Below are 14,488 nucleotides of genomic sequence, written 5' to 3'. Positions count from 1 at the left end.
ATTGGTATTTATATGAACAATTTAGTGGGCAAATATGAAGATAAAAAAGGCTACCAGATGGTAGCCTTTAATTTATTTATGCCGTTAAGCAGTTGAACGTAATGATTTAGCCTAGTTAAAGTTAGGCTTTGTCATCTCTGCCGATGCACGGTTTTTAGCCACTTGGCTACCTGCACCTTTAGCTTGGTAACGTTCGGTTTTGAACGGCGCTGCTGCAACCGTGATTTCGCGTAGCTCTTGAGGGCCAGGTGCTTTCGTCATCGGTGCGCTAGCGTTTAGCTTAGCAGCAACTTTAATGGCTTCGACTTTAGGCTCTGGTTTATCTACTGGCGCTTCGGCTACAATCTCTTTTGCTGCTTCAACGATAGGCTCTTCAGTAGGTGCCGTTTCTACAATGGCATCAACCGGTTCAGCATGTTCAGTTACAGGAGTTTCAACGATAGGCTCTACCGATGCTGTTTCTACTACTGCCGATTCAGCTTTTTCTGCGATTACTGTTTCAACAACAGGTGCTTCTACTACTGGAGCTTCCACTTTCGCTTCAACGGTTTCTTGAACCTTGTGTTCAACAACTGGCGCATCTGTTACGACAGGTTGCTCGCGACGAATAATCACTTTACCCATTGCCATTTCTGGACACGCAAAGCCACCTTGGATTGTAGGTACTGCTGCTACAGCTTCTTCCTTAACTCGCTCTTCCTTCTTAGGTGCTGGTTTCGGAATGTAACGTGGCATTACTTTACCCATAGCCATTTCAGGAGAAGCGACACCTCCCTTACGTAGGCGGAACGGGTTAGGGCGGCGATCACGGCCACGGCGACGACGCTGGCCGCTTGCACGCAGGTGACGTGGCGAACGACGATTACGACGTTGCTTAGACTCTGCTTGCTTGTTGTCTTGCTGTGCCTCTACCGCTGCTTCTGTTGGCTTTTCAACTTTAGCTTCAACCGTTTCTTGAGTCTTAACCGCTGTTTCTTCGGCTTTCTTCTCAATAGCTTCTTGGTCCTTAACGCGTACAGACTTGTTCAATTTGCGACGTTGGCGGCGCTCTTTCACTTTTTCTGCTTTCGCATTTTGCTGCTTCGGTTTGCTCTCTTCTGGTTTTGTTTCAGTACGAGCTTCCGCTGCTAGCTGCAGACCTTTTTCCGCTACTTTTGCGTTTGCTTTCTGCTCTTGGGCTTTATCTGCCTGTTGAGCTTTAGGTTTACGCTTTTGGTTACGGTTTTGCGGTTTATTTGTTTGTTGTTGAGCTTCGTTTTGCTCATTAGCCTGCTCATCACGAGGCTTACGACGACGTCGGTTATCGCGATTATCACGATTATCGCGATTATCGCGCTGGTTGTTATTGCGACGACGATCGTTGCGATCACGCTTGTTACGTCGATTATCGCGATTTGGTTTTTTCTCTTCCTGAGGTTTCTGTTCTTCTTTTGTTTCTTCAGAACCACCGAATAGGAAGCTACCAAGTGCTTTAAACAGACGGCTGAACAATCCAGGTTTCTCTTCTTGTTCAACGTTTTGTTCTTTCTTCTTCGCCTCAGGAGCTGGTTTAGCTGCTGGTGCAGGTGCGGTTTGAGACGGAGCCGCAAAGCCTTTAAGAACTGGCTCTTCAATTCGTTTTGGTTTTACGTCAACTTCCGCTGGCTCTTTACCTTCCGCTTCTTTCATTGCTTCCAGTTTTTTAGGAAGTAGGTAAGAAATCAGATCGAACTCTTCACCTTCACGAACACGGATAACTTCGAAGTGCGGCGTTTCCATGTCAGAGTTTGGAACAACCGTAATCTTCACTTCTTGAATGCGTTCGATATGGTTAACTGAACGACGTTTTTCGTTCAACAAGTAAGAAGCGATTGGCACAGGTACAACTGCGAGAACTTGCGCTGTATTGTCTTTCAGTGCTTCCTCTTCGATTAAACGAAGTACAGAAAGTGCTAGAGATTCGTTGTCGCGAACGACTCCAGTACCGCTACAGCGAGGACAGATGTGGTGGCTTGCTTCTGCTAGAGAAGGGCTTAAACGTTGACGTGACATCTCCAACAAACCAAAGCGAGAAATACGACCGATTTGTACACGAGCGCGATCAAGACGAACGGCTTCACGTAGACGGTTTTCTACTTCTCGTTGGTGGCGAACAGGTGTCATATCGATAAAGTCGATAACCACTAAGCCACCCAAGTCACGTAGACGTAACTGGCGAGCAATTTCGTCGGCTGCTTCTAGGTTCGTGTTTAGGGCTGTTTCTTCAATATCACCGCCCTTGGTTGCACGAGCAGAGTTGATATCGATAGACGTTAGTGCCTCAGTCGGGTCAATAACAATAGAACCGCCAGATGGCAGACGCACTTCACGTTGGAAAGCCGATTCAATTTGGCTTTCGATTTGGTAGTGGCTGAATAGTGGAACTTCGCCTTCATATTTCTTAACGCGGTTAAGGAAATCAGGGCGCACCAATTGAATGTGCTCTTTTGCACGTTCGTAGATGGTGTTGCTATCAATTAAGATTTCGCCAATATCACGACGCAAATAGTCACGGATTGCACGAACAATAACGTTACTTTCTTGGTGGATTAAGAATGGAGCAGGGTTAGAGTCCGCTGCACCTTTGATTGCACCCCAGTGGTTAAGTAGTACATTCAAATCCCACTCAAGTTCTTCAGCACTCTTGCCAACGCCAGCAGTACGTACGATTAGGCCCATGCCCTGAGGCAGTTCCAAAGTACTTAATGCGGCTTTTAGTTGAGTACGCTCGTCACCTTCGATTCGACGAGAAATACCGCCAGCACGAGGGTTGTTAGGCATCAGAACAAGGTAACTACCAGCAAGAGAAATGAAAGTAGTAAGAGCAGCGCCCTTGCTTCCACGTTCTTCTTTTTCCACTTGAACGATAACTTCTTGGCCTTCCGTTAGCACTTCTTTGATGCTTGGACGACCTTGGTAGGTGTAACCTTCAGGGAAATATTCGCGGGCAATTTCTTTGAGAGGGAGGAAACCGTGACGCTCGGCGCCGTAATCAACAAATGCGGCTTCTAAGCTTGGTTCGATACGTGTGATACGTCCTTTGTAGATATTCGCTTTTTTAGATTCATGTCCTGGACTCTCGATATCAAGATCGAAAAGTCGCTGGCCATCAACCAGAGCGACACGCAACTCTTCTTTTTGAGTTGCGTTAATTAACATTCTTTTCATTGAAAATTCTCGTTGTCTTTTCTTTTATATCTTTCTTGTCGACTTGCCACTGTTTTTTCGCTCTTTCACGGTGCCTGATCCCATGGCTTGTATTTTGCAGCCTCCCGGCTGGAAGGGGATGCTCTCGGGCACTTCAGTCATCACAAGCCTCTTGTGGTTTCTGTTGGAAACGTAGACTTGTGACCCGCTATTTGGGCGGTAGGTACTCAACGTGAATATGCGAGGAGTAGGGTGGCAAGAGTGTTGAATTCGATGTGTCTCACGCCAATGCTGCACTCGACCTTCAACGATCTACTCACATTGCTTGAGGATAAATGATTGGTAATGAATAAAATGTAACCAAACCTTCCTTAGCAGCTGTGAACTATAGCAGTGCGCGTGGCTATCAGCAATCTGCTTTCACGCAAACGATAGAAAATTTGCCGCTAAACTCAAAATTTCTATTTTATAACTGGCTGTTTCATAAGCAATTGAGATGTGCAAACTGTTCAAGACAGAAAACAAATTGAGAACTTGATTGAGAGTTTTAATAATTTAAACAAAAGCTTGGCGAAATTTAGACCAGTATGTGCCACGGAGTGTTTCTTTTACGACAAGAATAATGTGAAGTCGCACGAAATTGAGTTTACAATACCGCCCATGAACGAAATAAGAACAAAAGTCCAGTTCGTCGATATCGACGAAGATATGGCGGGTCAGCGCATTGATAATTTTTTGCGCAACCAATTAAAAGACATTCCTAAAAGCATGATTTACCGAATTGTGCGTAAGGGCGAAGTGCGCGTAAATAAAAAGCGTATAAAAGCAGAGTACAAGTTAAAAGCAGGCGATCTCGTTCGTATTCCACCGGTGACCGTCGAGAAAAAAGATGACGATGTCGCACCAAGTACGAAACTTAACAAAGTCGCTGAGTTGGAAAATATGATTATCTTCGAAGATGATCATATGTTGATTCTAAACAAACCATCTGGCACCGCTGTGCATGGTGGCAGTGGTTTAAAGTTTGGTGCGATTGAAGCGCTTAGGGCTCTGCGTCCTCAAGCTCGCTTTCTTGAACTTGTGCATCGTATTGACCGTGATACTTCAGGGATTTTGCTGGTTGCTAAGAAGCGTTCTGCACTTCGTCACTTGCAAGCCCAGTTTCGTGAAAAGACAGTAAAGAAGTTTTACTTAGCTCTTGTCATGGGGCAATGGAAAAGCAGTTGTAAGGTTGTGAACGCGCCACTGCTCAAAAACGAAGTGAACAGTATTGTTCGTGTTAACCCTAATGGTAAGCCGTCAGAAACGCGTTTTAAGATTTTGGAAAAGTTCGAACAAGCTACATTGATTCAGGCGAGTCCGATTACTGGTCGAACTCACCAAATACGAGTTCATACGCAATACACTGGTCACCCAATCGCTTGGGATGATCGCTACGGTGATCGTCGCTTTGACGCTTACACACGTCAAGTTGGTTTAGATCGTTTGTTCCTACACGCGGCAAACATCAAGTTCCAACACCCATCAAATGATGAGTGGATGGAAATCAACGCACCGATGGAACCGAAACTAGAAAAAGTGTTGGCGGGTTTAAGAAACGCGTAACCATGTTTTCCTCGCGGATGCAAAAGGGAGCCTGTGGCTCCCTTTTATCGTATTTGGGTTAAAGGACATCGAGTCCTTGAACATGCAACATATCAATCAAATCAATCAATGGTAGTCCGACAAGTGTGTTCGGGTCTTTACCGACTAATTTCGTAAACAAGCAAATTCCCATGCCTTCGCTTTTAAAGCTGCCTGCGCAGTAAAAAGGTTCTTCCCTGTCGACGTAGCGTTCGATTTGTTCAAGCGTTAAATCTCTAAAGTGCACCTCGAAAGAATCAAAGCCGACTTCTGTATGGTTTGTCACGGTGTTATGTACCGCAAGACCAGTATAGAAAGTGATGACTTTTCCACTTTGAGCCAAAAGTTGATTTATCGCGTTATCTCTATTTAAAGGCTTGCCAACGATTTCACCATTAATGACACAAACTTGGTCACTGCCGATAACTAAACTTGCTTTATCCGTCTGGCAAGATATTGCTTTCTCTTGGGCCAGTCTCTGCACAAGTTCAGTTGGCGTTTCTTGGTCAAAAGGTGTTTCATCGCAATCAGGTGGTAAACAAACGAATGGTAGTGAGAGCTTTTCAAGCAGTTGTTTACGAAAAGGGGAAGTTGAGGCTAAAACCAGTTGGTAATTTTTCATTTTGAATTACAATTCGTGGGAGCATTTCCAATAGGATAATCGATCAAAAATAATTCTGGCTAATGCTCTGTATGTTAAGCGTAAAAAAGTACAACTTTTTTGCCTTTTTCTTTGACTAATTTTGATTTGGAAGATAATATTCGCGCCCTATGCAAAAGGTAAAAATACCGCGAACGGTTGACCCAGCTAAAGCTGCACAGAAACGATTGGATTACGATGGCATCATCCAAGCTAGTCTTTTCAAGCGCTTAGTGGAAACAACTGAAGGCGTAAAACGCGACGCAGAAGTCTCATTGTCATTTGGGATGGATGAACAGCGACTCGTTGTTATCTCTGGTAAAGCTAACATCGAAGTCGATTTAGAGTGTCAGCGTTGTAATGAGGTATTCGCACATGAGTGCGAAGTTGAATTCCTTTCTACTCCTTACTACGGTGAGAAAACAGAACAGGAAGCACCAGAAATTTATGATTTGGTAGATCTAAATGAATATGGTGAATTAGACCTCATACAACTTGTTGAAGACGAGTTCATCTTAGCATTACCTCAAATTGCGATGCACGATGAAGCGGATTGTAGCGTTGATTCAAATAACATGGTTTTTGGTGAGATTCCTGAAGAAATTGAGGAAGAAAAACCGAATCCATTCGACGTTTTGAAAAGTCTGAAAAAGTAATAGGTGTGGTAGCCGATTCTTCTTCAGGTTTTTAACCCAATAGTATAGGAGTAGGGTCAATGGCCGTACAGAAAAACCGTAAAACTCGTTCTAAGCGCGGTATGCGTCGTTCACACGATGCGCTAACTACAGCTGCTCTATCTGTAGACGCGACTTCTGGTGAAACTCACCTACGCCACAATGTAACTGCTGAAGGTTACTACCGTGGTCAAAAGGTTATCAACAAGTAAGGTTGAACCTTTGCAAAGTATTACCGTTGCACTTGATGCAATGGGCGGGGATTTCGGTCCACGCGTAACAGTGCCTGCCGCCGTGCAGGCACTGTCTCATTTCCCAGAGCTAAAAGTGATTCTTATTGGTGATCAATCTCTGATCACGTCTCAATTATCTCAACTCGGTACCTCGACCAGTTCCCGCTTGACTATTCTTCACAGCGAGAAAGTTATCTCGAACTCAGAAAAACCTTCATTGGCGTTACGTAATAGCCAAAATAGTTCTATGCGTATGGCTATCGATTTGGTTTCTGAGCAGAAAGCGGATGCTTGTGTTAGTGGTGGCAACACCGGTGCATTAATGGCACTATCGCGTTTCATTCTTAAGTTACTTCCTGGCATTGAACGTCCTGCTTTAGTTTCCGCTTTACCGACGATTACCGGAAAGCGCACTTGGATGCTAGATCTGGGGGCGAATGTATCGTGCGATGCTGATAGCTTGTTCCAATTTGCTGTAATGGGCAGTGCATTAGCTGAAGAACACTTGGGTCGTCCTCCTCGCGTTGCTGTACTCAATATTGGCGCAGAAGAGATTAAAGGTAACGACTTAGTCAAACGTTGCGCAGAAATGCTTTCTCAGACCGATGCGATTAACTTTGTCGGTTATATTGAAGGTAATCAAATTTTGCATGATGTTGCGGACGTCATTGTTTGTGATGGATTTGTCGGCAACGTATGCTTAAAAGCCAGTGAGGGAACAGCTCAACTTTTTATCGAAAAAATTAAAACCAGCATAATGGCATCAACGATAAAGGGTTGGATAGCTAGAAAGTTGTTTTCTAGGCTGTTTAATGAACTAAAAACACTGAACCCCGACCAGTATAACGGCGCAAGTTTGCTAGGATTGCGCGGCATTGTCATAAAAAGCCATGGAAGTGCGGATGTATCTGCGATTGTCAATGCACTTGGCGAGGCAGTACACGAGGTCAAACGACAAGTACCAAGCCGTATTAGCGATCGTTTGGAAGCGGTTTTACTCGAGAGGCATTATTAGTCTTCATGTATAGCAAAATTTTAGGTACTGGCAGCTACCTGCCATCTCAGGTGCGTACAAACGCAGATCTAGAGAAAATGGTAGATACAAGTGATGAGTGGATCGTTGCTCGCACGGGTATTAAAGAGCGTCGAATTGCTGCAGAAAACGAAACTGTAGCAGACATGGCATTCTACGCAGCTGAAAACGCTATCGATATGGCGGGTATTGATAAAAACGATATCGACCTGATTATCGTAGCCACAACGAGCAGTAGCCATACTTTCCCTTCATCTGCGTGTCAGGTGCAGGCAAAGCTTGGCATTAAAGGTTGTCCAGCTTTTGACTTAGCCGCTGCTTGTTCTGGTTTTGTGTACGCATTATCTGTCGCAGACCAACATATCAAATCTGGTATGTGCAAAAACGTACTTGTGATTGGTTCAGATGCTTTGTCTAAAACGTGTGATCCGACAGACCGTTCAACCATTATCCTATTTGGTGATGGTGCCGGAGCCGTTGTCGTAGGCGCTAGCCAAGAGCCTGGCATTATCTCTACCCACATATACTCGGATGGTCAATTCGGAGAGCTTCTAAGCCTACCTGTACCTGTGCGGGGGCAAGATGCGGATAAATGGCTTCATATGGCTGGGAACGAAGTATTCAAAGTCGCTGTAACTCAGCTATCGAAACTAGTAAAAGATACGCTTGAAGCCAACAACATGCATAAGTCTGAACTAGACTGGCTAGTGCCGCACCAAGCGAACTACCGCATTATTTCAGCGACAGCGAAGAAACTTTCGATGTCACTAGACCAAGTCGTGATTACACTTGATAAACACGGCAACACATCAGCTGCAACTGTGCCAACAGCACTAGATGAAGCGGTACGTGATGGTCGTATTAAACGCGGTCAAACTCTGCTTCTTGAAGCGTTTGGCGGCGGATTCACTTGGGGCTCGGCCCTTGTGAAGTTCTAAGTTTCACAAGAATTCAAAATTTAAGGTGCACTTGGTGCATCTTATTTCTTTTTACTTTGCTTAAAGGAAAACAACATGAGCAAGTTTGCTATCGTATTTCCAGGTCAAGGTTCTCAAGCTGTAGGTATGCTTGCAGAACTAGGCGAACAATATGACGTGGTAAAACAAACATTTGCAGAAGCATCTGACGCACTAGGTTACGATCTATGGGCGCTTGTTCAAAATGGACCTGCAGAAGATTTAAACGAGACTTTCCGTACTCAACCAGCTTTGCTAGCTTCATCTGTTGCAATCTGGCGTGTATGGCAGGAACTTGGCTTAGAGCAACCAGCAAACCTAGCCGGTCACAGCCTAGGTGAGTACTCAGCACTTGTATGTGCGGGTGTTATCGACTTTAAAGAAGCCATCAAGCTGGTTGAATTACGTGGTCAACTTATGCAAGAAGCAGTACCAGCTGGTACTGGCGCAATGTACGCGATTATCGGTTTGGCTGATGATGCGATTGCAAAAGCGTGTGAAGACGCAGCGCAAGGCGAAGTGGTCTCTCCAGTAAACTTTAACTCGCCTGGTCAAGTCGTTATCGCTGGTAGCAAAGACGCAGTAGAGCGAGCTGGTGCGCTATGTAAAGAAGCTGGTGCGAAGCGTGCGCTTCCTCTTCCTGTTTCAGTACCTTCACACTGTGCACTTATGAAGCCAGCAGCGGAAAAACTTGCTGTAGCTCTTGAGTCTATCGAATTTAACTCACCACAGCTGCCAGTTATCAACAACGTTGATGTGGTTGCTGAGACAGATCCTGCAAAAATCAAAGATGCGCTTGTTCGTCAGCTACATAGCCCAGTTCGTTGGACTGAAACAGTTGAACTGATGCACGAACAAGGCGTAGAAAATCTTCTTGAGCTTGGTCCTGGTAAAGTTTTAACAGGTCTAACAAAACGTATCGTGAAAACGCTAACTGCAGCAGCAGTGAATGATATCGCATCGCTAGACGCTGCGAAGTAATCCATAAAGCGATAAATTTGCGATAAGAAAAGGAAACACAACATGATGAATCTAGAAGGTAAGATCGCGCTAGTTACCGGCGCAAGCCGTGGTATTGGCCGCGCGATCGCGGAACTTCTTGTCGAGCGAGGTGCTACGGTTATCGGTACTGCTACTTCTGAAAGTGGTGCGGCTGCTATCAGCGAGTATCTTGGTGATAACGGTAAAGGTCTAGCTCTTAACGTGACCGATGTCGAGTCTATCGAAGCGACATTAAAAACGATCAACGAAGAATTTGGTGTGATCGATATTCTGGTGAATAACGCTGGTATTACTCGTGACAACCTATTGATGCGTATGAAAGATGATGAGTGGAACGACATCATCGATACCAACCTAACGCCTATCTACCGCATGTCTAAAGCGGTTTTACGCGGCATGATGAAAAAACGTGCGGGTCGTATCATCAACGTAGGCTCTGTTGTTGGTACCATGGGTAACGCAGGTCAAACTAACTACGCAGCAGCGAAAGCGGGCGTGATTGGTTTTACTAAATCAATGGCTCGTGAAGTTGCGTCTCGTGGTGTAACAGTGAATACTGTTGCTCCTGGTTTCATCGAAACTGACATGACTAAGGCACTAAATGATGACCAACGTGCGGCAACTTTGTCGAACGTGCCAGCAGGTCGTTTAGGTGACCCACGTGAAATTGCATCAGCAGTAGTTTTCCTTGCTTCTCCTGAAGCAGCGTACATTACTGGTGAAACTTTGCATGTAAATGGTGGTATGTACATGGTTTAATGCGACAGTTTATGCAAAATAAGCTATTTTACATTGTGAAAAATAGCCTATAGTTGCAGTTAACTGTCATGAACTTGTCATGCTTATGCGCAAGATTTGTGCATGATTTAAGTCAAAAATGTATTGAAATTCGGTTAAATTCGCTAATTTTGTGGTTTGACCAGCAAGGACCCCCTTGCAACTTTCAATAGTTCGAATAAACTACGGAATCATCGCATTAGGCGAAATCTGTAAAGGAAAAGAAAAATGAGCAACATCGAAGAACGCGTAAAGAAAATCATTGTTGAACAGCTAGGTGTAGACGAAGCAGAAGTTAAAAACGAAGCTTCTTTCGTTGACGATCTAGGTGCTGATTCTCTAGACACTGTAGAATTAGTTATGGCTCTAGAAGAGGAATTCGACACTGAGATTCCTGACGAAGAAGCTGAGAAGATCACTACTGTTCAAGCTGCAATCGACTACGTAAACAGCGCTCAGTAATTAGCTCTCCCAGGCGGTCTCCTAGACCGCCTGTGTTCTTTCTAACTTCTTCTATCCTCTCATAGAAATATTCAATTCCCGGAGAATTATATCGTGTCCAAGCGTCGTGTAGTTGTCACTGGCATGGGTATGTTGTCACCGGTAGGCAACACAGTAGAATCATCTTGGAAAGCCCTGCTAGAAGGTCAAAGTGGTATCGTAAATATCGAGCACTTTGATACTACGAACTTCTCAACTCGTTTTGCAGGTCTTGTTAAAGATTTCGATTGCACAGAGTACATGTCTAAAAAAGATGCTCGTAAGATGGACCTTTTCATCCAGTACGGCATTGCAGCGGGTATTCAAGCTCTTGATAACTCTGGCTTACAAATTACCGAAGAAAATGCGGCTCGAGTTGGTGTTGCTATCGGCTCAGGCATTGGCGGTCTTGACCTTATCGAAACTGGCCATACTGCATTAGTAGACAAAGGCCCTCGCAAAGTTAGCCCATTTTTTGTTCCTTCGACCATTGTAAACATGGTTGCAGGTAACCTATCTATCATGCGTGGTCTTCGTGGTCCAAATATCGCGATTTCTACCGCATGTACTACTGGCCTGCATAATATCGGCCATGCAGCACGTATGATTGCCTACGGCGATGCAGATGCGATGGTTGCTGGTGGTGCAGAAAAAGCTTCTACGCCTCTTGGCATGGCTGGCTTCGGTGCAGCTAAAGCGCTATCTACTCGTAATGAAGAGCCTCAAAAAGCGTCTCGCCCATGGGATAAAGGCCGTGATGGTTTTGTTCTAGGTGATGGTGCTGGCATGATGGTGCTTGAAGAGTACGAACACGCGAAAGCACGTGGCGCGAAGATTTACGCAGAACTGGTTGGTTTTGGTATGTCTGGTGATGCTTACCACATGACTTCTCCAAGCGAAGATGGCTCTGGTGGTGCACTTGCGATGGAAGCGGCAATGCGTGACGCGAACATCACAGGTACCCAAGTAGGTTATGTGAATGCTCACGGTACATCTACTCCTGCTGGCGACGTTGCAGAAATCAAGGGCGTGAAACGTGCTCTTGGTGAAGAAGGTGCGAAGCAAGTACTTGTATCATCAACTAAGTCTATGACTGGTCACCTATTAGGTGCAGCAGGCTCTGTTGAAGCAATTATCACGGTTATGTCTTTGGTTGACCAAATCGTTCCACCAACGATTAACCTTGATGACCCAGAAGAAGGTCTAGACATCGACCTTGTGCCGCACACTGCGCGCAAAGTTGAAGGTATGGAATACGCTATCTGTAACTCGTTTGGCTTTGGTGGTACAAACGGTTCTTTGATCTTCAAAAAGTTCGCTGAGTAACACTATCTAACCTTATTTAGATAAGCGAAACTTGTATTCTAACGGCTCGATGCTTAGCATTGAGCCGTTTTGTTTTATTTGTTGTCTGCTAATTTGAAGGTACGTGAATGTTTTGGGTAAATGGAGTTCCGCAAACGCATGTAGAGCTAGGTGACCGCTCATTCCAATACGGTGATGGAGGCTTTACCACCATCCTGACCCAAAATGGAGAGTTGGTTTACTGGCAAGAACATACTGAGCGCATGAGTGCTTGCCTTGACGCTTTGAAGATCTCTTCACCTGACTGGAAAGTTGTGCATGATTGGGCAAGCAAAGCGGTTTTATCTGACGCACGAGCGGGGGTGAAGATTCACGTTAGCCGCGGTATTGGCGGGCGAGGGTATAGCCCTAATGGGATTGAAGGCCCTATCGTGACGATTTCCAATTTTGCGTTTCCTTCTCATTATTCATCTTGGCAAGAACAAGGTGTGGACTTGGGCGTTTGTAATACTCGTCTAGGGATTCAACCTTTACTTGCGGGACATAAGCACAACAACCGTTTAGAGCAGATTCTCGCCAAGGCTGAAATCGACAATACAGAGTTTGCAGATGCAATAACGTTAAATGTGCAAAACCATGTCATTGAAACTACAATGGCCAACCTTTTTTGGGTTAAAGGTAATAAAGTATTTACGCCGGAGCTGACCTTATCAGGCGTTACGGGCGTAATGCGTCGTAAGGTGCTTGAGTTACTTAAAGTAAGTCATATTGAAGTCATCGAGGGGCGTTTTATACTTCCAGATTTGCTGAGTGCTGACGAGGCTTTCATGTGTAACTCAATATTAGGTATCGCACCTATTCGCAGCATAGTGACATCGAACTCTAAGACTATATTTCCGATAGGAAAATTGACTCAACGACTGCAAGGGAATTTAACTACGTGATTAAAAAACTGTTGGCTTTTGTTGTGCTGATCGCAGTGATAGGCGCAGCAGCTGTTTTTTATATAATTTCACAGGCTAAACAATACGTTGAAAAGCCTATTCTATTGGAACAACCTCAGCTGTTTACTGTAGAAAGTGGTACAAGCTTTCATCATGTCATGCGCGCCTTAGTTGAAGATGAGGTGATTGAAACATCGGAGTACATCCGTTTAATTCCTCACTTATATCCAGAATTGTTGCAGGTGCGAGCGGGTACTTACCAACTTGAGCCTGGTATGTCGCTTTCGCAAACATTGGAGCATCTGAATACTGGAAAAGAATACCAGTTTGCGATCACTTTTGTTGAAGGCAGCCGCTTTTCTGAATGGGTAGATCAACTAAAAAGTGCTCCTTATTTAAAGCATGATTTAACCGATCTTTCAGAAAAAGAAATGGCTGCGAAGCTCGGAATTGAGAGAGAGAAGCTAGAAGGGTTGTTTTTAGCAGAAACCTACCATTACACAGCGGGTACGAGTGAAAGCCAGTTATTAAAACGAGCGCATCGAAAACTCAATAAAATACTGGACGCTAGCTGGGAAGCTCGTCAAGAAAAGCTGCCATTACAGGATAAATATGAAGCCTTAATTCTCGCGTCTATCATAGAGAAAGAGACGGCTATTGATTCTGAGCGTGAGCGCGTCGCTTCTGTGTTTATCAACCGATTGAACAAACGCATGCGGTTACAAACTGATCCGACAGTTATTTATGGTATGGGTGACGCCTACGATGGCAACATTCGTAAGAAAGATTTGCGTACGCCGACACCATATAACACCTATACCATCAATGGATTGCCACCAACACCGATTGCGATGGCTGGTGAAGCTTCCATTGAAGCGGCTTTGAATCCAGAAAGCAGCAACTATTTATATTTTGTAGCAAGTGGAAAGGGCGGACATGTATTCTCGAAATCCCTTGCTGAGCACAACCGTGCTGTTCGTGCCTATTTAAGAGAACTAAGAAAGAACAAATGATGAAAGCAAACTTTATTGTCGTTGAAGGCCTAGAAGGCGCGGGTAAAAGCACTGCGATTAAAACCGTTTTAGATACGCTAAAAGCGGCCGGTATTGAGGATATCGTAAATACCCGTGAGCCAGGAGGCACACCGCTAGCAGAAAAAATGCGCGCTCTGGTGAAAGAAGAGCACGAAGGTGAAGAACTTAAGGACATGACGGAGTTGCTTCTTCTGTACGCTGCACGTGTTCAGTTGGTTGAGAACGTGATCAAACCAGCTTTGGAAAACGGTCAGTGGGTGGTTGGTGACCGACACGATATGTCGTCGCAAGCTTATCAAGGTGGTGGCCGTCAGATTGACGCATCGTTAATGAAAAATCTCCGGGATACAACGCTTGGTGATTTTAAACCTGCTCTCACTCTCTATATGGATATTGACCCTCGTGTTGGGCTTGAGCGTGCACGTGGGCGTGGTGAGTTAGATCGTATAGAGAAGATGGATATTAGTTTCTTCGAGCGTACACGTGAGCGTTATTTGGAGATTGCTCATGCCGATCCTTCCATCGTTATCATTAACGCAGAACAGGCGATTGAAGGCGTGTCGCGTGATATTCGGGACGCTCTAAACGAGTGGCTAGCTCGTCAATAAGTGAAACGTAAATT

General features: G+C 44.8%; 14 protein-coding genes. 12 read left to right on the top strand and 2 right to left on the bottom strand.

All coding sequences use genetic code 11. The features are described from left to right. Window positions 1-111: 111 nt before the first annotated feature. Complete coding sequence (gene rne, locus R7H07_RS08275) at window positions 112-3,186, bottom strand: ribonuclease E (RefSeq protein ID WP_042523100.1); 3,075 nt, start codon at window positions 3,184-3,186, stop codon at window positions 112-114. A gap of 639 nt (window positions 3,187-3,825) precedes the next feature. Here rne and rluC point away from each other — a divergent pair. Next, complete coding sequence (gene rluC, locus R7H07_RS08270) at window positions 3,826-4,770, top strand: 23S rRNA pseudouridine(955/2504/2580) synthase RluC (RefSeq protein WP_206959648.1); 945 nt, start codon at window positions 3,826-3,828, stop codon at window positions 4,768-4,770. 58 nt (window positions 4,771-4,828) lie between these two features. Here rluC and R7H07_RS08265 read toward each other — a convergent pair whose 3' ends face one another. Then, window positions 4,829-5,410 (bottom strand): Maf family protein, encoded by a 582-nt coding sequence (locus R7H07_RS08265; RefSeq protein ID WP_054729223.1) that lies wholly within the window; start codon window positions 5,408-5,410, stop codon window positions 4,829-4,831. Between the two features lie 149 nt (window positions 5,411-5,559). Here R7H07_RS08265 and yceD point away from each other — a divergent pair, with 149 nt between their 5' ends. The 11 genes from yceD to tmk all read left to right on the top strand — a co-directional run bounded on the left by yceD (window position 5,560) and on the right by tmk (window position 14,474). Then, window positions 5,560-6,084, top strand: a complete 525-nt coding sequence (gene yceD / locus R7H07_RS08260) for a 23S rRNA accumulation protein YceD (protein WP_005387307.1) — start codon at window positions 5,560-5,562, stop codon at window positions 6,082-6,084. Between the two features lie 59 nt (window positions 6,085-6,143). Continuing rightward, entirely contained in the window at window positions 6,144-6,314 is a 171-nt protein-coding gene (gene rpmF / locus R7H07_RS08255) for a 50S ribosomal protein L32 (protein ID WP_005396978.1), read from the top strand. 10 nt (window positions 6,315-6,324) lie between these two features. Further along, window positions 6,325-7,350: a phosphate acyltransferase PlsX gene (gene plsX / locus R7H07_RS08250; RefSeq protein WP_017633846.1), complete on the top strand. Its 1,026-nt coding sequence runs from the start codon at window positions 6,325-6,327 to the stop codon at window positions 7,348-7,350. A gap of 5 nt (window positions 7,351-7,355) precedes the next feature. Beyond that, window positions 7,356-8,306: a beta-ketoacyl-ACP synthase III gene (locus R7H07_RS08245; RefSeq protein WP_017821385.1), complete on the top strand. Its 951-nt coding sequence runs from the start codon at window positions 7,356-7,358 to the stop codon at window positions 8,304-8,306. A gap of 75 nt (window positions 8,307-8,381) precedes the next feature. Beyond that, window positions 8,382-9,305, top strand: coding sequence for an ACP S-malonyltransferase (fabD, locus tag R7H07_RS08240; RefSeq protein ID WP_005387313.1), 924 nt, complete (start codon window positions 8,382-8,384; stop codon window positions 9,303-9,305). Window positions 9,306-9,350: 45 nt separating this feature from the next. Continuing rightward, complete coding sequence (gene fabG, locus R7H07_RS08235) at window positions 9,351-10,085, top strand: 3-oxoacyl-ACP reductase FabG (RefSeq protein WP_031781117.1); 735 nt, start codon at window positions 9,351-9,353, stop codon at window positions 10,083-10,085. Window positions 10,086-10,331: 246 nt separating this feature from the next. After that, a complete protein-coding gene (gene acpP, locus R7H07_RS08230; RefSeq protein WP_004406112.1) occupies window positions 10,332-10,565 on the top strand; it encodes an acyl carrier protein in 234 nt (77 codons plus the stop codon). 93 nt (window positions 10,566-10,658) lie between these two features. Continuing rightward, complete coding sequence (gene fabF, locus R7H07_RS08225; protein WP_005372948.1) at window positions 10,659-11,909, top strand: beta-ketoacyl-ACP synthase II; 1,251 nt, start codon at window positions 10,659-10,661, stop codon at window positions 11,907-11,909. Between the two features lie 107 nt (window positions 11,910-12,016). Beyond that, a complete protein-coding gene (gene pabC, locus R7H07_RS08220) occupies window positions 12,017-12,832 on the top strand; it encodes an aminodeoxychorismate lyase (RefSeq protein WP_206959650.1) in 816 nt (271 codons plus the stop codon). Then, a complete protein-coding gene (gene mltG / locus R7H07_RS08215; RefSeq protein ID WP_086046933.1) occupies window positions 12,829-13,845 on the top strand; it encodes an endolytic transglycosylase MltG in 1,017 nt (338 codons plus the stop codon). The genes pabC and mltG overlap by 4 nt, the downstream gene beginning before the upstream one ends. After that, on the top strand, window positions 13,842-14,474 hold the full coding sequence (gene tmk / locus R7H07_RS08210) for a dTMP kinase (protein ID WP_044129475.1): 633 nt from the start codon (window positions 13,842-13,844) through the stop codon (window positions 14,472-14,474). Before mltG ends, tmk begins: the two co-directional genes overlap by 4 nt. The last annotated feature ends 14 nt before the right edge of the window (window positions 14,475-14,488 follow it).

The organism is Vibrio sp. Vb1127, assembly GCF_033338735.1.
Taxonomy (GTDB): Bacteria; Pseudomonadota; Gammaproteobacteria; order Enterobacterales; family Vibrionaceae; genus Vibrio; species Vibrio alginolyticus.
The sequence above is the reverse complement of the archived record's forward strand: the minus strand, read 5'-3'. Positions and strand labels throughout refer to the sequence as shown.